Source organism: Symbiopectobacterium sp. Eva_TO, from assembly GCF_053848865.1.
The window spans coordinates 3,881,967-3,900,011 of record NZ_JBSPEY010000004.1 but is presented as its reverse complement, the minus strand read 5'-3'; the positions used below and the strand labels follow the sequence as shown (position 1 = coordinate 3,900,011).

The window sequence follows — 18,045 nt, the reverse complement described above, 5'->3', positions numbered from 1 at the left end:
TCGTGTTGATGAGGTGAGCATATCACCTCCGATCAGGTGGCCAGTATCAGTGTGCCACTACAGTTTGGCGGCAGGCGCTGGTTCAGCGGCTTTCAGCGCTTTCACGCCAGTGCGACCCGCTTCAAGCGCGATGGCGATCAACTCCTCGAAGCTAGGCAGTGTCCCTTAATCCCATGAGTTATACTAACTTTTTGTTTCTACATCATTTTGAACTATGGCTCGCTACGACCTTCCCGATGAAGCATGGGCTATCATCCAGCCCTTATCCCTGCTGAACCAGCAACACCACAGGCTGGACGCCCATGGGCTGAGCATCGCATGATTATCAATGGCATGTTCTGGGTGCTGTGCTCTGGTGCCCCATGGCGTGATTTACCTGAGCGATACGGCCCATGGAAAACCGTTTATAACCGCTTTAACCGATGGTCAAAATCGGGAGTCATTAACATTATTTTCAATAAGTTACTTTCATCACTTGATGCCCATGGCCTCGTGGACTGGTCAGCGACTGCGCTGGATGGTAGCAATATCAGGGCGCTGAAATGTGCTGCCGGTGCTCAAAAAAACATCCCGATATCACCGGAGATAATGGGCAGGGTCGCTCTCGAGGTGGTTTTGGCACCAAAATCCATATGGCTACAGACGGAAGTGGTCTTCCGTTAAACATCGTGTTGAGCCCCGGTCAGGCTCATGGAAGTCAGTTTGCACTACGTCTTTTGGACGGTATTGGTGTTCAACGCCAGAACGGCAGTATGAAACGCCGTGGTCATGCGGTGCTGGCTGACAAGGCGTACTCCGGGCATGTATTACGTAACGAGCGGAAAAACAGAGGTATAAAAACTGTCATCCCCCGAAAATCCACTGAAAAAATGGCGGTGGATGGTCGTTCAAAGCTCGATCGTGACGCCTACCGCAATCGGAACGTTGTTGAGCGGTGCTTTGGCCGTCTGAAAGAATACCGTCGCATTGCGACACGTTACGACAAAACGGCGAGGAATTATCTGGCAATGTTGAAACTGGGCTGCATCCGCCTGTTTTACCAGAGGTTATGTAATTAAGGGACACAGCCTAAATAACTGTTCCGAATAGTAGATCACCTGAAGGGAACTCAGTCCGAGTTGAGCGATCTGAGCAATCGATAAAGATCCCAAATCATCAACCGAACTGAGCGATGTCGAGCATAGCACCGATACCCCGTAACGAACGACGCCTGATGAAGAAAACTCTCCATAAAACGCGTGACAAGAATCACGCCCGCAGGCTGACCGCCATCCTGATGTTGCACCGGGGCGAGCGCGTGAGCGATGTCGCCAGAATGCTTTGCTGCGCCCGTTCGTCAATCGGCAGATGGATTAACTGGCTCACCCTGTACGGCATTGAAGGCCTCAAATCTCTGCGGCCCGGTCGTGGCCGTCGCTGGCCGTTTGAACAGATCTGCGCACTGTTAATCCAGCTCGTAAAGCGTTCCCCTCATGATTTTGGCTATCAGCGTTCGCGCTGGAGCACGGAACTGCTAGCGATAAAAATCAATGAGATAACCGGTTGCCAGTTGCATGCTTCCACGGTGCGCCGTTGGCGGCCTTCTGCCGGTCTGGTGTGGCGACGCGCAGCTCCTACGCTGCGTATCCGCGACCCGCATAAGGAAGAAAAAATGGAGGCCATCGCGATGGCGCTGGAACAATGCAGCGCGGAACATCCCGTCTTTTACGAAGACGAAGTGGATATTCATCTGAATCCCAAAATTGGCGCGGACTGGCAGGTTCGCGGGAAGCAGAAACGCATCGTGACGCCGGGCAAGAACGAGAAATATTATCTGGCGGGTGCATTACACAGCGGGACGGGAAAAGTCAGCTATGTTGGAGGAAACAGTAAAAGTTCGTGTTTGTTTATCAGTATGTTAGAGCATCTGAGAGCAACGTACAGACGGGCAAAAACGCTCACGCTGATAGTTGATAACTACATTATTCACAAAAGCCGGGAGACGCAGCGCTGGCTGGAAGAAAACCCGAAATTCAGGGTTATTTATCAGCCGGTGTACTCACCATGGGTAAATCATGTAGAGCGGTTATGGTAGGCGTTGCATGAAACCATTACCCGCAATCATCAATGCTGTTCAATGTGGCAGTTACTGAACAAGGTTCGCCGCTTCATGGAAACCGTCAGCCCGTTTCCCAGTGGAAAACATGGACAGACAAAAGTGTAGCGGTATTAGGAACAGCTATTTAGGGTTATCGTCGCGTGCCATAAACGTTTCTGCCAGCATTGGTATATTCACCCCGGCAATCACGTCATGGTTGGCCTTATCCGTGACCAGACGGCTGGCGGCATTGAACGGACTGCCGCCCCAGGTATCAACAAGAAACAGCACGCCAAGCGACGTATCCAACGTTTCGAGCTTAGCCTGATATTTCTCAATTAACGTTTCCGCATTTTCACCGGGAACGAAATCAATCCAGGCAACGTTACTTTGTTCACCCAGAATCATTTCCGCTGTTTTCAGCAGTGGCCCGGCGGTGGATCCGTGAGTGCACAACATAATTGCAATACTCACTTGCTACCTCCTCAATTTGTAGTGGCACACTGATACTGGCCACCTGAGCGGAGGTGATATGCTCACCTCATCAACACGACAGGTGACCTCATGGGTAAACATTTTACGGCGGAATTTAAGCTCGAAGCCGCAAAGCTGGTTGTCGACCACGGCTACACATACGTTAAGGCCGCAGAGGCGGTTAATGTCAGCCATTCTGCCATTAGTCGCTGGGTCAATAAGCTTCGCCTTGAACGACAGGGAAAAACGCCAACGGGACTTCCTCTTACCCCTGAACAGCTCGAGCTGCGTGAGATGAAGAAAAAAGTCCAATGCCTTGAAATGGAGAACGAAATCCTAAAAAAGGCTACGGCGCTCTTAATGTCGGACTCACTCAACGGTTCACGGTAGTCGACAGGCTGAGGGCGCGATACCCGGTCACGGCGTTGTGCCAAACTTTTGAGGTACATCGCAGCAGCTACAGGCACTGGCAGGCTTCCGCTAATGAACCCGACGGTGAGCGCGTGGTTAAGTGCATATCGTTATACACATCTTTCTAACGCACTGTTTAATCAATGAGTTACGGGTTTATCTCAGAGTGGCATTTTGAACCTCAAAAAGCCAATGGGATGGCTTGAATGCCTTAATTCACGGGGTTCTGAGCATCCTGTTCAAAAAATGGCCAAAAGATGTGTATAACGATATGGGTTAAGTGTAGTCGCGTCATGGAAGCCTGGAACGCCAGCGGCGGCTCTGCCGGCGCTCGAAGTATCGCGACCATCGTCACCGGCAGCTCTGGTGTCAAAATGGGACGCTGGCTGGCTGGCAAGCTGATGAAGGAGCTGGGTATCGCCAGCTGCCAGCGACCGGCTCACAAATACAAACGCGGCGGCAATGAACACGTTGAAATACCGAACTATCTCAACCGCCAGTTCGCGGTTACCGCGCCGGATCAGGTCTGGTGCGGCGATGTGACCTACATCTGGACGGGCAAATGCTGGGCTTACCTTGCGGTGGTGCTAGATCTGTTCGCCCGCAAACCGGTGGGCTGGGCCATGTCGACGTCGCCGGACTCGGCGCTGACAGTTAAAGCGTTGCAGATGGCCTGGGAACTCCGGGGACAACCAACAGGAGTCATGTTCCACAGCGACCAGGGCAGCCACTATACCAGCCGTCAATACCGGCAAGCCCTGTGGCGCTGCCGGATAAAGCAGAGTATGAGTCGGCGGGGTAACTGCTGGGATAATGCGCCAATGGAGCGGTTCTTCCGCAGCCTGAAGACAGAATGGGTGCCGACAAAGGGTTACAACAGCTTCAGCGAAGCCCAGGACGCGATTATCCGCTACATCACGGGGTATTACAGCGCTATCCGGCCTCACTGGTATAACGGCGGCTTAACTCCAAACGAATCTGAGCGACTGTTCTACATACAGTCTAATGCGGTGGCCAATATTAGTTGACCACTACAATTCGGGCTCCCCATCATGGGTGCAATGTCCGATTTATTTTACCCACTGAAAAAATAAATAGTGTGACGTTGCTTACGTATTTGCTGGTTAAAACGTCGTTTGTTATGTGATTGAGAACAATATCACGGGCATGTTAAGAAACGTTGCGTATTGGCGTTTTTTGGTAGCAAAGAAATCTTTGTAAAAATTCGAAACAACCTGCTAGAGTAGCCTCCTGTTTAATTGCTTAGGAGCACAGGGTTTCGACCCACTCTATATGGACCGTCACCGACAATCCTTTCTTACCCAGCCGGCCTGCGCCGGTGCTGTTTCTGGGGCTGACCTGATGGGTCACCCATTTATCGATAGCCGCCAGGGCGGTATTTCTTCTCTTGCTGTTTCCCCTATGCTGCGCCACATCACACCGACGGTGTTGATGCTGTCTGCTTGCACCATTTCTGGAGTCTGACATGGAATTTTTGCTAGATCCCTCAATCTGGGCGGGCCTGTTGACGCTGGTAGTGTTGGAAATCGTTCTGGGCATCGATAACCTGGTGTTCATCGCCATTCTGGCGGATAAGTTGCCGCCGAAGCAGCGCGACAAGGCCCGTGTCATCGGCCTCTCGCTGGCGCTCTTGATGCGTCTGGGACTGTTGTCTCTGATTTCATGGATGGTGAAACTGACCAACCCACTGATCACTATCGCTGGTTACGGTTTCTCCGCGCGCGATATGATCTTGCTGGCGGGGGGGCTATTTTTGCTATTCAAAGCCACCACGGAGCTGCATGAACGGCTGGAAAATCGGCCGCATGAGCATAACGGGCCCAAGGTTCACGCCAGTTTCTGGGCGGTTGTCGCACAGATTGTCGTACTGGATGCCGTCTTCTCACTGGATGCGGTGATCACGGCTGTTGGTATGGTTAACCATATCGGCGTGATGATGACGGCGGTGGTGATTGCGATGGTGCTGATGCTGCTGGCATCCAAGCCACTCATGAACTTCGTCAATGCCCACCCGACGGTGGTAGTACTCTGCCTTAGTTTCTTGCTGATGATCGGTTTGAGCTTGATGGCGGAAGGCTTCGGTTTTCATATTCCGAAAGGTTACCTGTACGCTGCGATCGGTTTCTCGATTCTCATTGAGCTGTTTAACCAGATTGCGCGCCGCAATTTCATCAAACACCAGTCACGTCGCCCGATGCGCGAGCGGACTGCCGAAGCGATCCTGCGTTTGATGGGGGCGCGTAAAGCCACGGATGATGAAGAAGCCAAACCAGCATCTCCTGCCATGGAAACCTTCGCAGAAGAAGAACGCTACATGATCAGCGGTGTATTGACGCTGGCATCGCGCTCGCTGCGCAGCGTTATGACTCCGCGCACCGAGATCTCCTGGGTGGACAGTGAACGCTCGATTGACGGTATTCGCGTGCAATTACTGGATACGCCGCACTGCCTGTTCCCAGTTTGCCGTGGTTCTCTGGATGAGTTGGTCGGTGTGGTGCGCGCCAAAGAATTGCTGGTGGCGCTGGATAACGGTGTAGATGTAGAGAGCTTTGCTGCTGCCACACCGCCGCTGGTGGTGCCGGATACGCTGGATGCTATCAATCTGCTACCGGTACTGCGCCGTGCCAAGGGCAGTCTGGTTGTCGTCACCAACGAGTTTGGTGTGGTACAGGGGTTGGTGACGCCGTTGGATATTCTGGAAGCGATTGCCGGTGAATTCCCGGATGAAGATGAAACGCCGGATATTGTGGTCGAAGAGGGCGGCTGGTTGGTGAAGGGCGGTACCGATTTGCACACGTTGCAACAGGTGCTGGACAGCCATGAACTGGTCGATCCGAAAGAGGAATATGCGTCGTTGGCGGGGTTGTTGCTGGCACACAGCAATGAAATTCCCAAGGTGGGCGAAGTGATTGAACTGCATCACTTCCGTTTTGAGATCATGGCCGTATCGGAATACCGAATCGAACTTGTGCGGGTGACGCGTTTGGCCGATCCTTATGCGGATGAAGAAGAGTAATCTTTGCTTCTGACTCTGTAACTTTTCCTTCGTCATCCCCGGCGAAAGCCGGGGATCTCTGCGAGAAAAAGTGCTTTTCTTCGGCAAGAAGTTCCCGCTTTCGCGGGAATGACGGAGGTGGGCAGGAATGTCGGTGGGCGTATGCGCTGTTAATCACATTGTACTTTCACGGCCAAACCACCACGCGAGGTTTCGCGGTACTTGGCATTCATGTCTTTACCTGTTTCGTACATGGTTTCAATCACTTTATCGAGCGATACGCGCGGTTCGCTGGTGCGACGCATGGCCATGCGAGTTGCATTGATGGCTTTCACCGAGGCGATGGCATTGCGCTCAATGCACGGTACCTGAACCTGACCCGCGACAGGATCGCAAGTGAGACCTAGGTTGTGTTCCATACCAATTTCAGCTGCAACGCATACTTGCTCCGGACTGGCTCCGAGTAATTCCGCCAGGCCTGCTGCCGCCATGGAACAGGCCACACCGATTTCACCCTGACAGCCAACTTCCGCGCCGGAGATCGATGCATTCATCTTGTACAGTATGCCAATCGCCCCGGCGGCCAGGAAGTAACGCAGGGCAATGTCGGTGGTGATAGGCTCAATAAAGTGATCGTAATAAGCCAATACCGCCGGAACGATTCCGCAAGCGCCGTTGGTCGGCGCTGTCACGACGCGGCCGCCAGCGGCGTTTTCTTCATTCACGGCGAGTGCGAACATGTTAACCCAATCGACCACGTCCATCGGATCGTTGGAGTGTTTGCCTGCGGCTCCCAGAATACGACGCAGCGCTGAGGCGCGGCGCGGTACGCTCAGCGGGCCGGGCAGCACCCCTTCGGTATTGATACCGCGCTCTATGCAGGCATGCATGGTTTGCCATACATCAGCGAAGTAGCGCTCAATCTCATCCCGGCTGTGTAGCGCCAACTCATTGCTCATCACCAACCCGGAAAGGGACAGACCGTGCTGTTTACAGTGCACCAGCATCTCTTTTGCCGAGTGGAAGGGAAATGGCACCTGAACGACACCTGCGCTGCTTTGTCCAAAGTGGGCTTCATCAACGATAAATCCACCGCCGATGGAGTAATAGGTGTTGCGATACAGAGGGAGGTCGCCGCCAAAAGCGGTGATCGTCATGCCATTCTCGTGCAGGGAGAGATTTTCACTGCGAAAATTCATGCCGCCGTGCAGCGGAAAATCCACTTCATGCTGACCGTTTGCCAGCAGCAAGCGTTCGCGCTGTTCCACGTCGCGGATAAATCCCGGAATGGCATCGATGGCGATGGTATCGGGCATGTTGCCCGCCAGTCCCATAATGATGGCGATATCGGTATGGTGTCCTTTCCCGGTCAGGGAGAGCGAGCCATAAACGTCAACGGCGATGCGGGTAACATCGCCAAGCTTACCCAGTTCAATCAAATCATCGACAAATTGCTTACCGGCTTTCATCGGTCCGACCGTATGAGAGCTTGAAGGGCCAATACCGATCTTGAACATGTCGAAAACGCTTATCACGCGAAAGCTCCTCAAAAGCGCAGATTAGAATAATACTCCTTGTATCGCGCTATTGTAGTGGGGTTTATATGGCAGGAGTGGGCTTTTCACATGAAAAAAACTTATGCACCAGGTGAAGATAACTTATAGCAGATCCGCATCACACTTGCGTTTGACATGGATAATCAAGGGAATAGAAATACCACTGTTTATGTATGGTTAATGTCCTCGTAGGGAATAATCAGAATAAAATGCTACATTTCAGTCGGTTGAGGCGGAGACTTGAAGAGCAAGCTGGCGAATGATGGCGGCAGTCAGCCCCCAGACAAACTGTTGCCGATACCAGGAAAGATAAACGCGGTTCGTTTGGCGCTGTCGCTCAATATCCAGCGGATAGTAGCGCGCCAGCGAAAACGCATCGGTCAACGGCATTTCAAACAGTTCTGCCACCTCATCCGCATTGGGCGCAACGCGAATATTGGCCGGTAACAGCCCAACCACGGGCGTGACCTGAAAGCCGCTGACACTGTCCAGTGGCGGCAGGGTGCCTAACACCGTCACAACCTCAGGGGCAATAGACACTTCCTCTTGGGCTTCGCGCAATGCCGTGGCGATCAAGCTGGCGTCGCTACTGTTTGCGGCACCTCCGGGGAAGGCAACTTGCCCGGCATGCTTGCGCAGCGTGCTGGCGCGCCGGGTCAGTAATAGCGTCGGAGCATCAAAGTGGCACACAATCGGCACCAGCACAGCCGCTTTACGCACTTGGCGCACCGGTTTGGCCTGCGGTGCACGCTGCAACTGAAAGCGCGTGACGAAGTTCGACAAGTTGTCAGTCAGCGGGGGGAATGGAAAGGTAACTGGCTGAATTACTGTACTCATAACCTGTGCGCCGTGTTTAGTAGAGGAAGAATTCGGCCCAGTTTATCCAGGGTTTCCAGGTATTCCGCCTGCTCCTGGCTGTCTGCCACGATACCACCGCCCGCCCAGCAGTGAAGCTGCCCCTGTTCTGCAATCAGCGTGCGAATGGTAATGCTGGTATCCATGGTGCCACAGACGCTGACATAGCCAATGCTGCCACAATAGGCGTTGCGGCGATGCGGTTCCAGCTCTTCGATAATCTCCATGGCGCGAATTTTGGGCGCACCGGTGATGGAGCCACCGGGAAAACAGGCGCGCAGCAAATCCGTGGCATGGCTGTTTTCCGGTAGCCTTGCCTCAATGGTGCTGACCAGATGGTGCACCGCCGGAAACGGCTCAACGTGAAACAGCGCAGGCACCCGCACGCTACCGGGTACGGCAACGCGGCCAATATCATTACGCAGCAGGTCGACAATCATTAAATTCTCTGCGCGATCTTTCTGCGAGGCTGCAAGCGCCTTGGCGCGGCGCGCATCTTCCTGTGGATCGGCAGCGCGCGGCAGTGTCCCCTTGATGGGGCGCGTTTCAATGCGCTGATTTTGTAGCTGCAAGAAACGCTCTGGCGATACGCTGATGACGCAATGCTCCGGCAAGCGGATAAACGCAGAAAACGGGGCTCGATTGGCATCAGAGAGCGAGAGAAAAGCCTGCCATTCATCACCGCGATAACCTGCGCTGAAGCGCTGTGCCAGATTGACCTGATAGCAATCCCCTGCGCGCAGATAGGCTTGAATGTGTTGGAAGCGGATGCCGTATTCATCCCGTGTCATATTGGACTGCCACGGGGTAGTCAGTTGGAAATCGCCAAGGGAAGTCACATCTGGCGGTGCGGATAACCAGGCCAGCCGCGCTTCATGGTTACCATAGGTCACCAGCGTAAGCGTCTGCAGTTGGTGGTCGGCGATCAGCGCCCAGTCGTAGATGCCCACTGCCATGTCCGGCAGGTGGATATCTTGCTTTGCCTGTGATGGAAGCGTTTCGACGCGTCGTCCGAGATCGTAACCAAACAAACCGAGTGCACCGCCCTGAAAAGGCATATCGGGATGCGTGTGCGCGGCGATCCCGGCCAGCGTCATTGTCTGGCGCACCAACAAGAAGGGATCTTGTGTGGAGCGCTCTGTGCCGTACGCGCGCGTGATGATCGTCTCATCGCCCTGAGTGGTTAACGTTGCTACCGGGTCGACCACCATGATATCGAAACGGTTGTGCTGGTGATCGGCAAAACCGGAGTGCAGCAGCATGGCCCATGGCTGATGAGAGAATCGGGCAAACAGGTGCAGCAGGGCATCCGGCTGATAAGGCAGTCTATGAAAATCAGGTAAACGAGAATCCATCGGTGTTATGTCATCGTGCAGGTGCTGATTAATATCGTTGTTAGCGTTATGATGCGTGCTTATAGGCCACGCCAGTGCGTCAGCCTAGCACAATTCGCCCACGGCGTATAAGGAAGCTGACTGAATGTTTAATGATATGCCCCCCTTAACCCATATCGTTATACACATCTTTTGGCCATTTTTTGAACAGGATGCTCAGAACCCCGTGAATTAAGGCATTCAAGCCATCCCATTGGCTTTTTGAGGTTCAAAATGCCACTCTGAGATAAACCCGTAACTCATTGATTAAACAGTGCGTTAGAACGATGTGTATAACGATATGCCCTTAACCCACTCGCAGCAGCAAGACGCAGTTGAACGTATTCAATCGCTGATGGCGCAAGGTATGAGTAGTGGAGAGGCCATCGCACTGGTTGCCGCTGACTTACGGCGGTTACATAGAAGTGACACGGTCACCTATGATGAAAGTGACGAGGATGAATAAGCCCTAACGCAGGCGCTCAGCGGACGACTTTCAGAATGCACTACAGCGCGGCGATGGTCTTGATTTCCACTTTATATTTCGGGTTCATCAGACGCGCTTCTACGGTACAGCGTACCGGCGCCTGGCCTGCCACCACCCAGGCATCCCAGGCGGCATTCATGGCGCTAAAGTCTGCTGCATCAGCAAGGAAAATCGTCACATCCAGCAGACGCGTTTTGTCTGAACCATTCTGACTCAGGATGGCATCAAGCTGTGCCAGGGTGCTTTCAGTTTGCGCCTGAGCATCGGCATCCAGATTCTCCGGCACGCTGGTGTAGTAAAGGGTACCGTTATGAATTACGGCATCGGACCAGCGGGCTTCTGGTTGAATTCTGATAATGTCTGTCATTGGTTGTCTCCCTGCATCAATTCTAAAAGATAAAAATCGTTTTGCAGCCTACCATGATTCTGTGGGGTGAGGCGATGCGATCGCGATGCAGGGTGGCTGCCTGGGCAGACACAGGGCATAATTGAACAATAGCTTCACCGCATCCCTTCCGGTTTTGGTTGTGGTAATTGGGCAGTGACAAATAGAGAGCGTGTGTGACAAAACATTCCGTACAGGACGATTTTTCTCCCGAAGGCACCCTGGCGCGAGCCATTGACGGTTTTAAACCGCGTGAACCTCAGCGTGATATGGCTGCTGCGGTAGAGCGTGCCATTGTCGAACAACACGCACTGGTGGTGGAAGCGGGCACCGGGACCGGCAAAACCTATGCCTATCTGGTTCCGGCGCTGCGTTCTGAACGCAAGGTCATTGTCTCCACTGGTTCGAAAGCCCTTCAAGATCAGCTTTTTTCACGTGATTTACCGCGCATCGCCACCGCCTTGGGTTACACCGGGCAGGTCGCGTTACTCAAAGGCCGATCGAACTATCTGTGTATCGAGCGGCTGGACCAACAATCACTGGCTGGCGGCGATCTGAGCGGTGAAGCTCTGAGCGAACTAGTACGTTTGCGGGGATGGTCATCGGCCACGGTAGATGGTGAAATCAGTAGTTGCACCGACGTGGCGGAAGATAGTGCGGTGTGGCCGTTAGTCACCAGCACCAATGACAACTGTCTGGGGAGCGATTGCCCGCATTATAAAGAATGCTTCGTGGTCAAAGCGCGGCGTAAGGCGATGGAATCCGATGTCGTGGTGGTTAACCATCACATCTATCTGGCCGATATGGTGGTCAAAGAGAGCGGATTTGCTGAGCTTATCCCGGATAGCGATGTGGTTATTTTCGATGAAGCACATCAGATCCCCGATATCGCCAGTCACTACTTTGGTCAGCAACTCACCAGTCGTCAATTGCTCGATCTGGCGAAAGATATCATTATCGCGTATCGCACCGAAGTGCGCGATGCGGCTCAACTGCAAAAATCCGCCGATCGCTTATCACAAAGCACACAGGATTTTCGGCTGGCACTGGGGGAGCCCGGTTTTCGCGGCAACCTGCGTGATGTGTTGGCGCAACCCTCGCTGCAACGCGCGCTGCTGTTGCTCGATGATGCGCTTGAACTCTGCTATGACGTTGCCAAACTGTCGCTCGGGCGCTCGGCGTTGCTGGATGCCGCCTTTGAACGCGCGACCCTGTATCGCGCCCGTCTCAAACGGCTACAGGATGTGCAACAGGCCGGTTACAGCTATTGGTATGAATGCAATGCGCGGCATTTTGTGTTGGCGCTGACACCGCTCTCCGTGGCGGACCGTTTTCGTGAGCTGATGCAAGAGAAGAAGGCCGCATGGATCTTTACCTCGGCGACGCTGTCGGTTAACGACCGGGTCGAGCATTTTACCGAGCGCCTGGGATTGGACCATGCGCAATCTATGTTGCTGCCGAGCCCGTTTGATTATGCACAGCAGACGCTGCTTTGCGTGCCACGTTTTCTGCCGGAATTGCAGCAACGGGGTGCGGCACAACGGTTGGCCACTCAGTTGCGTCCTCTCATCGAGGCGAATAGCGGGCGTTGCTTTATGTTGTGTACTTCGCACCAAATGATGCGCGATCTGGCCGCAGAGTTCCGTGCCTCACTGACATTGCCCGTGTTGCTTCAGGGCGAAACCAGCAAGGCACAACTGTTAGCGCAGTTTGTCTCTGCGGGGAATGCGTTGCTGGTGGCGACCAGCAGCTTCTGGGAAGGGGTGGATGTGCGCGGTGATGCGCTCTCTTGTGTGATTATCGATAAACTGCCGTTTACCTCGCCAGATGACCCGCTGCTGAAAGCGCGTATCGAAGATTGCCGCCTGCGCGGCGGCGATCCGTTTGACGAAGTACAACTGCCCGATGCGGTCATCACCCTGAAACAAGGGGTGGGGCGTTTGATTCGCGATGTGGACGATCGCGGCGTTATCGTTATCTGCGATAACCGTCTGGTGATGCGTCCTTACGGCAAAACCTTTCTGCAAAGCCTGCCGCCCGCTGCTCGCACGCGCGATCTGACTCAAGCGATCCGTTTTCTTTCCCGCACCGAGGCGGTGTGATGCCTCGGAGTAATTCCATTCGCGGTGTGCTATGCTACGCCGCGTTATTTTTGTTTCCCTGCCTGAGGTCGGCATGTCTACGAGAATTTTAGCGCTCGATACTGCGGCGGAAGCCTGTTCCGTTGCACTCTGGAATGATGGTCAAGTTTTCTCCCTGTATGAAGTATGCCCACGTGAGCATACCCAACGCGTGTTGCCGATGGTGCAACAGGTGCTGGCTGAAACCGGTGTGGCGTTGAACAGTCTGGATGCGCTGGCATTTGGTCAAGGTCCAGGCAGTTTTACCGGTGTGCGAATCGGTATTGGTATTGCTCAGGGGCTGGCGTTAGGCGCAGATTTGCCGATGCTGGGTATCTCCACGCTCGCCACGATGGCGCAGGGGGCTTGGCGTCGCACAGGTGCAGCGCGCGTTCTGGCGGCGATTGACGCCAGAATGGGGGAGGTCTATTGGGCCGAGTATCAGCGTGATGTTGACGGTAACTGGCAGGGCGACGAACATGAAGCCGTGCTGACGCCGCAGCAGGTATTGGAGCGCACCCTATCGCTGCGTGGTGAGTGGGCGACCGTTGGAACCGGGTGGGAGGCGTATCCGACACTGGCTGCCCACGCGGAGATCGCTCTGACGCCGGGCGATATGCTGCTGCCACAGGCGCAGGATATGCTGCCGCTGGCCTGCCATCAGTTGCAGTCAGGTAATACGGTCGCCGTCGCCGATGCCTTGCCGCGTTATCTGCGCAACAATGTCACCTGGAAAAAATTACCCGGTCGCGCCTGATAACCGCGCAACTTATTGCATTACTGCCTACTCTAATGAGTAGGTAATGGCAAAGGGATCAGTATTATGGCGATTTCTTATTGGTCAAAACAGGTGACGCTCGCGGTGCTGGCACTGTTGCTGGCAGGCTGTTCTTCGATTACTGAATCCATCCAGAGTAGTTCAGAAAGACCGTACGACCGTTTGTCGCAAATCACGTTGATGCCGCAGATGGCCTTGGGTCAGGAGGCGCGTCTCGGCGGTCGCGTTGTGGCCGTTCACAACGAAAATGATAAAACCCGATTGGTGATTGTCAGCCTACCGCTGGATCGCTGGGCGCGGCCCCAGTTGGAGAGCGTTTCTGAAGGACGATTTATTGCCAACGTCAAAGGCTTCCTTGAACCTCTCGATTTTCAGGGGCGACTGGTGACGGTAGTGGGTTCGGTCGCGGAAATGGAGCAAGGTCAGATAGGCAGCAGGCCTTATCGCTTTGTGGTGATCAATGTGACGGGTTATCAACGCTGGAATGAAACGCAGCAGGTCATCTTGCCGCCCGGCGCGGCTGATCCGTGGGGATGGGATTGGTGTTACCGGCGAGGTTGGGGCTTTGGCAATGACTGGGGCCCGGCACGTATCGAGACCATCGTGACGCAATAAATGACGGTTTTTCTCTCTTAGAAAAACGGAGAACAACGAGGCGACGCAGGTCGCCTCATTTTTTTTGATACATATGATTAACAATAAGGAGTGATCGAACTCTCAACCTCGATATTGTCTCAGCAGCAACTGGTAAGTTGAGTTAAAATAATGTTAATTAAACGAGCGGTGGGAGAATCATCATGCCACTAAAAAAATACCTTGGGAGTGATACCTTGGAGAAAATCTGGTTAACGCGTTATCCGGCAAACGTGCCCGCCGAAATTAATCCGGATAACTATACGTCGTTGGTCGATCTTTTTGAAAATGCAGTTGCCCGATATGCAGACCTACCTGCATTTATTAACATGGGTGTAGTGGTCAACTAATATTGGCCACCGCATTAGACTGTATGTAGAACAGTCGCTCAGATTCGTTTGGAGTTAAGCCGCCGTTATACCAGTGAGGCCGGATAGCGCTGTAATACCCCGTGATGTAGCGGATAATCGCGTCCTGGGCTTCGCTGAAGCTGTTGTAACCCTTTGTCGGCACCCATTCTGTCTTCAGGCTGCGGAAGAACCGCTCCATTGGCGCATTATCCCAGCAGTTACCCCGCCGACTCATACTCTGCTTTATCCGGCAGCGCCACAGGGCTTGCCGGTATTGACGGCTGGTATAGTGGCTGCCCTGGTCGCTGTGGAACATGACTCCTGTTGGTTGTCCCCGGAGTTCCCAGGCCATCTGCAACGCTTTAACTGTCAGCGCCGAGTCCGGCGACGTCGACATGGCCCAGCCCACCGGTTTGCGGGCGAACAGGTCTAGCACCACCGCAAGGTAAGCCCAGCATTTGCCCGTCCAGATGTAGGTCACATCGCCGCACCAGACCTGATCCGGCGCGGTAACCGCGAACTGGCGGTTGAGATAGTTCGGTATTTCAACGTGTTCATTGCCGCCGCGTTTGTATTTGTGAGCCGGTCGCTGGCAGCTGGCGATACCCAGCTCCTTCATCAGCTTGCCAGCCAGCCAGCGCCCCATTTTGACACCGGAGCTGCCGGTGACGATGGTCGCGATACTTCGAGCGCCGGCAGAGCCGCCGCTGGCGTTCCAGGCTTCCATGACGCGGCTACACTTAACCACGCGCTCACCGTCGGGTTCATTAGCGGAAGCCTGCCAGTGCCTGTAGCTGCTGCGATGTACCTCAAAAGTTTGGCACAACGCCGTGACCGGGTATCGCGCCCTCAGCCTGTCGACTACCGTGAACCGTTGAGTGAGTCCGACATTAAGAGCGCCGTAGCCTTTTTTAGGATTTCGTTCTCCATTTCAAGGCATTGGACTTTTTTCTTCATCTCACGCAGCTCGAGCTGTTCAGGGGTAAGAGGAAGTCCCGTTGGCGTTTTTCCCTGTCGTTCAAGGCGAAGCTTATTGACCCAGCGACTAATGGCTGACATTAACCGCCTCTGCGGCCTTAACGTCATATCGTTATACACATCTTTCTAACGCACTGTTTAATCAATGAGTTACGGGTTTATCTCAGAGTGGCATTTTGAACCTCAAAAAGCCAATGGGATGGCTTGAATGCCTTAATTCACGGGGTTCTGAGCATCCTGTTCAAAAAATGGCCAAAAGATGTGTATAACGATATGCCTTAACGTATGTGTAGCCGTGGTCGACAACCAGCTTTGCGGCTTCGAGCTTAAATTCCGCCGTAAAATGTTTACCCATGAGGTCACCTGTCGTGTTGATGAGGTGAGCATATCACCTCCGCTCAGGTGGCCAGTATCAGTGTGCCACTACAGGCTGACGCTAATTTTTTGCTGCCATCAAGCGGTAATAGCATCATCAAATACGGTGTACCAAAACTTTTCATCAGCGCTTCCGGTACGCGGGAAAAATCGTCTTTTTTATCAACATAGAGATAGGTTTGATCGCGTTTGGCGCTTCGATAGATCACACAAAACATTTTTTTACTCGATTAGATGGGAATGTCATCTTGCCTGTATATAATTGTGACTATAACATGCTTACAGCACTCTGGAATATCATGTTGCCATGCAAATCCAGGGATTTAACAGGCTGAAACTGAGTCAGGATAGATGTCACAAACGCCAATTGAGTTAAAAGGCAGCAATTTTACCTTATCGGTTGTTCATTTGTATGAGTCGCAACCTGAGGTAATTATTAAAGCATTACAGGAAAAGATTGAGCAGGCTCCAGCATTTTTAAAAAATGCGCCTGTGGTTATTAATGTTGCCGCCCTGACGGACGAAATAGACTGGTTATCTATCCAGCACGCTATTATTTCTACGGGGTTACACGTGGTGGGCGTGAGCGGTTGTAAGAACGAGGTACTTAAAAAAGCCATTATCAAAGCGGGATTGCCGCTGTTAAATGAAGGTAAGTCGCCGCGTCGGGCACCTGAGCCTATTCCCGTTGCACCAGCAATAGCCAAAACCAAAGTGATTACTACGCCGGTTCGTTCTGGCCAACAGATTTATGCCAGAGAGGGCGACTTAATCGTACTGAGCAGCGTCAGCGCCGGTGCAGAGGTGATCGCCGATGGCAATATCCATATTTACGGCATGATGCGGGGACGAGCGCTGGCGGGCGTCTCGGGTGATGTGCAGAGCCAAATCTTCTGTACGCATCTTGCAGCCGAACTGGTATCCATCGCTGGGCGCTACTGGCTCAGTGACAAGATCCCAGCGGCCCATTTCGGGAAGGCCGTGCGTCTGAAGCTCGACCAACTCGCAAACGATTTAACCATAAAACCTCTAGACTAAGCCCTTTAACAAGGAACTATTTATGGCACGCATTATTGTTGTTACATCGGGTAAAGGGGGCGTTGGCAAGACTACTTCAAGCGCGGCCATTGCTACCGGTTTAGCCCAGAAAGGTAAAAAGACGGTTGTTATCGACTTCGATATTGGTCTTCGTAACCTCGATCTCATCATGGGATGCGAGCGCCGCGTGGTTTACGATTTCGTCAATGTGATTCAAGGTGATGCCACGCTGAATCAGGCATTAATCAAAGACAAGCGCACGGAAAATCTCTATATTCTGCCCGCGTCACAAACTCGTGACAAAGATGCACTAACCCGAGAAGGCGTAGAAAAAGTGTTGGATACGCTGGCAGAAATGGAGTTTGATTTTATCATCTGCGACTCCCCGGCTGGGATTGAAACGGGTGCATTGATGGCGCTCTATTTTGCCGACGAAGCCATTATTACCACCAACCCGGAAGTGTCATCGGTGCGCGACTCTGACCGCATTCTCGGCATCATTGCCTCCAAATCACGCCGGGCTGAACACGGTCAGGATGCGATTAAAGAGCATCTGCTGCTCACCCGTTACAATCCAGGCCGCGTTAGCCGCGGTGATATGTTAAGCATGGAAGATGTACTGGAGATCCTTCGTATTTCGCTGGTTGGCGTTATTCCCGAAGATCAGTCCGTACTGCGTGCATCAAACCAGGGGAACCGGTGATCCTTGATATCGCTTCCGATGCAGGCAAAGCCTACGCTGACACCGTCGATCGCTTGCTGGGTGAAGATCGTCCCTACCGTTTCATTGAGGAAGAGAAAAAGAGTTTTCTTAAACGCCTTTTTGGGGGATAAATTATGGCCTTACTCGATTTCTTTCTGTCCCGCAAAAAAAACACCGCGAATATTGCCAAGGAGCGGCTGCAAATTATCGTTGCGGAACGCCGCCGTGGCGACAGTGAGCCACATTATTTGCCACAGTTAAAGCGGGATATTTTGGCGGTGATCTGTAAATACGTACAGATCGACCCGGAAATGGTGACAGTTCAGTTGGAGCAAAAAGGGGATGATATCTCCGTGCTTGAACTTAACGTCACCCTGCCAGAACCGGAAGAACCCGCTAAATGAGTCCAAGGAATTAAATAACCCCCGCACCATGT

12 protein-coding genes and 8 pseudogenes are annotated in these 18,045 nt (G+C 53.1%); 13 read left to right on the top strand and 7 right to left on the bottom strand.

Going from position 1 to position 18,045, the window contains the following annotated elements:
* Window positions 1-243: 243 nt before the first annotated feature.
* Window positions 244-1,058 (top strand): annotated as a pseudogene (locus ACWWJF_RS22985) (IS5 family transposase).
* Between the two features lie 113 nt (window positions 1,059-1,171).
* Window positions 1,172-2,203, top strand: a pseudogene (locus ACWWJF_RS22980) (IS630 family transposase).
* Window positions 2,204-2,224: 21 nt separating this feature from the next.
* On the opposite strand, the pseudogene ACWWJF_RS22975 reads toward ACWWJF_RS22980, so the two are convergent.
* Window positions 2,225-2,551, bottom strand: a pseudogene (locus tag ACWWJF_RS22975) (mannose/fructose/sorbose PTS transporter subunit IIA); the annotation flags it as partial.
* Between the two features lie 90 nt (window positions 2,552-2,641).
* On the opposite strand from ACWWJF_RS22975, the gene ACWWJF_RS22970 reads away from it, so the two are divergent.
* From ACWWJF_RS22970 to ACWWJF_RS22960, 3 genes and pseudogenes are all read left to right on the top strand, one after another.
* Window positions 2,642-2,941 (top strand): transposase, encoded by a 300-nt coding sequence (locus ACWWJF_RS22970; RefSeq protein WP_455869719.1) that lies wholly within the window; start codon window positions 2,642-2,644, stop codon window positions 2,939-2,941.
* Window positions 2,942-3,240: 299 nt separating this feature from the next.
* Window positions 3,241-3,990 (top strand): annotated as a pseudogene (locus tag ACWWJF_RS22965) (IS3 family transposase); the annotation flags it as partial.
* Window positions 3,991-4,448: 458 nt separating this feature from the next.
* Entirely contained in the window at window positions 4,449-5,999 is a 1,551-nt protein-coding gene (locus ACWWJF_RS22960) for a TerC family protein (RefSeq protein ID WP_455870667.1), read from the top strand.
* A gap of 149 nt (window positions 6,000-6,148) precedes the next feature.
* On the opposite strand, the gene ACWWJF_RS22955 is transcribed toward ACWWJF_RS22960, so the two are convergent.
* The 3 genes from ACWWJF_RS22955 to pabB all read right to left on the bottom strand — a co-directional run bounded on the left by ACWWJF_RS22955 (window position 6,149) and on the right by pabB (window position 9,744).
* Window positions 6,149-7,513, bottom strand: coding sequence for an L-serine ammonia-lyase (locus ACWWJF_RS22955; protein WP_455870666.1), 1,365 nt, complete (start codon window positions 7,511-7,513; stop codon window positions 6,149-6,151).
* A gap of 240 nt (window positions 7,514-7,753) precedes the next feature.
* Window positions 7,754-8,371: a CoA pyrophosphatase gene (locus ACWWJF_RS22950; protein ID WP_455870665.1), complete on the bottom strand. Its 618-nt coding sequence runs from the start codon at window positions 8,369-8,371 to the stop codon at window positions 7,754-7,756.
* Window positions 8,368-9,744 carry an aminodeoxychorismate synthase component 1 gene (gene pabB / locus ACWWJF_RS22945; RefSeq protein WP_455870664.1) on the bottom strand — a complete coding sequence of 459 codons (1,377 nt, stop codon included), beginning with the start codon at window positions 9,742-9,744 and terminating at the stop codon, window positions 8,368-8,370. Before pabB ends, ACWWJF_RS22950 begins: the two co-directional genes overlap by 4 nt.
* Before the next feature lie 319 nt (window positions 9,745-10,063).
* On the opposite strand from pabB, the gene ACWWJF_RS22940 reads away from it, so the two are divergent.
* Window positions 10,064-10,228 (top strand): YoaH family protein, encoded by a 165-nt coding sequence (locus tag ACWWJF_RS22940; protein ID WP_455870663.1) that lies wholly within the window; start codon window positions 10,064-10,066, stop codon window positions 10,226-10,228.
* A gap of 40 nt (window positions 10,229-10,268) precedes the next feature.
* Here ACWWJF_RS22940 and ACWWJF_RS22935 read toward each other — a convergent pair whose 3' ends face one another.
* Entirely contained in the window at window positions 10,269-10,616 is a 348-nt protein-coding gene (locus ACWWJF_RS22935) for a RidA family protein (RefSeq protein WP_455870662.1), read from the bottom strand.
* A 194-nt stretch (window positions 10,617-10,810) separates the two neighbouring features.
* On the opposite strand from ACWWJF_RS22935, the gene ACWWJF_RS22930 reads away from it, so the two are divergent.
* From ACWWJF_RS22930 to ACWWJF_RS22915, 4 genes and pseudogenes are all read left to right on the top strand, one after another.
* Window positions 10,811-12,736, top strand: a complete 1,926-nt coding sequence (locus ACWWJF_RS22930; RefSeq protein WP_455870661.1) for an ATP-dependent DNA helicase — start codon at window positions 10,811-10,813, stop codon at window positions 12,734-12,736.
* A gap of 73 nt (window positions 12,737-12,809) precedes the next feature.
* A complete protein-coding gene (gene tsaB / locus ACWWJF_RS22925) occupies window positions 12,810-13,511 on the top strand; it encodes a tRNA (adenosine(37)-N6)-threonylcarbamoyltransferase complex dimerization subunit type 1 TsaB (protein ID WP_455870660.1) in 702 nt (233 codons plus the stop codon).
* 66 nt (window positions 13,512-13,577) lie between these two features.
* Window positions 13,578-14,147, top strand: coding sequence for a Slp family lipoprotein (locus ACWWJF_RS22920; protein WP_455870659.1), 570 nt, complete (start codon window positions 13,578-13,580; stop codon window positions 14,145-14,147).
* A gap of 215 nt (window positions 14,148-14,362) precedes the next feature.
* A pseudogene (locus ACWWJF_RS22915) lies at window positions 14,363-14,509 on the top strand (hypothetical protein); the annotation flags it as partial.
* Here ACWWJF_RS22915 and ACWWJF_RS22910 read toward each other — a convergent pair.
* A pseudogene (locus tag ACWWJF_RS22910) lies at window positions 14,508-15,571 on the bottom strand (IS3 family transposase); the annotation flags it as partial. The pseudogenes ACWWJF_RS22915 and ACWWJF_RS22910 sit on opposite strands and share 2 nt — an antisense overlap.
* Window positions 15,572-15,921: 350 nt before the next feature.
* A pseudogene (locus ACWWJF_RS22905) lies at window positions 15,922-16,086 on the bottom strand (YcgL domain-containing protein); the annotation flags it as partial.
* 133 nt (window positions 16,087-16,219) lie between these two features.
* Here ACWWJF_RS22905 and minC point away from each other — a divergent pair.
* The 3 genes and pseudogenes from minC (at window position 16,220) to minE (ending at window position 18,013) form a co-directional block, all read left to right on the top strand.
* Window positions 16,220-16,906 carry a septum site-determining protein MinC gene (gene minC / locus ACWWJF_RS22900; protein WP_455870658.1) on the top strand — a complete coding sequence of 229 codons (687 nt, stop codon included), beginning with the start codon at window positions 16,220-16,222 and terminating at the stop codon, window positions 16,904-16,906.
* Window positions 16,907-16,928: 22 nt separating this feature from the next.
* Window positions 16,929-17,740, top strand: a pseudogene (minD, locus tag ACWWJF_RS22895) (septum site-determining protein MinD).
* Window positions 17,741-17,743: 3 nt separating this feature from the next.
* The gene (minE, locus tag ACWWJF_RS22890; protein WP_222160745.1) at window positions 17,744-18,013 is read left to right on the top strand and encodes a cell division topological specificity factor MinE; all 270 of its coding nucleotides are present in this window, start codon (window positions 17,744-17,746) and stop codon (window positions 18,011-18,013) included.
* The last annotated feature ends 32 nt before the right edge of the window (window positions 18,014-18,045 follow it).

Excerpts from the sequence above, each read along its gene's own strand:
- ACWWJF_RS22970 (WP_455869719.1), top strand. The coding sequence starts at position 2,642 with ATGGGTAAACATTTTACGGCGGAATTTAAGCTCGAAGCCGCAAAGCTG.
- ACWWJF_RS22950 (WP_455870665.1), bottom strand. The coding sequence starts at position 8,371 with ATGAGTACAGTAATTCAGCCAGTTACCTTTCCATTCCCCCCGCTGACT.
- minC (WP_455870658.1), top strand. The coding sequence starts at position 16,220 with ATGTCACAAACGCCAATTGAGTTAAAAGGCAGCAATTTTACCTTATCG.
- ACWWJF_RS22935 (WP_455870662.1), bottom strand. The coding sequence starts at position 10,616 with ATGACAGACATTATCAGAATTCAACCAGAAGCCCGCTGGTCCGATGCC.
- ACWWJF_RS22960 (WP_455870667.1), top strand. The coding sequence starts at position 4,449 with ATGGAATTTTTGCTAGATCCCTCAATCTGGGCGGGCCTGTTGACGCTG.
- pabB (WP_455870664.1), bottom strand. The coding sequence starts at position 9,744 with ATGGATTCTCGTTTACCTGATTTTCATAGACTGCCTTATCAGCCGGAT.
- ACWWJF_RS22940 (WP_455870663.1), top strand. The coding sequence starts at position 10,064 with ATGCCCTTAACCCACTCGCAGCAGCAAGACGCAGTTGAACGTATTCAA.
- minE (WP_222160745.1), top strand. The coding sequence starts at position 17,744 with ATGGCCTTACTCGATTTCTTTCTGTCCCGCAAAAAAAACACCGCGAAT.
- tsaB (WP_455870660.1), top strand. The coding sequence starts at position 12,810 with ATGTCTACGAGAATTTTAGCGCTCGATACTGCGGCGGAAGCCTGTTCC.
- ACWWJF_RS22920 (WP_455870659.1), top strand. The coding sequence starts at position 13,578 with ATGGCGATTTCTTATTGGTCAAAACAGGTGACGCTCGCGGTGCTGGCA.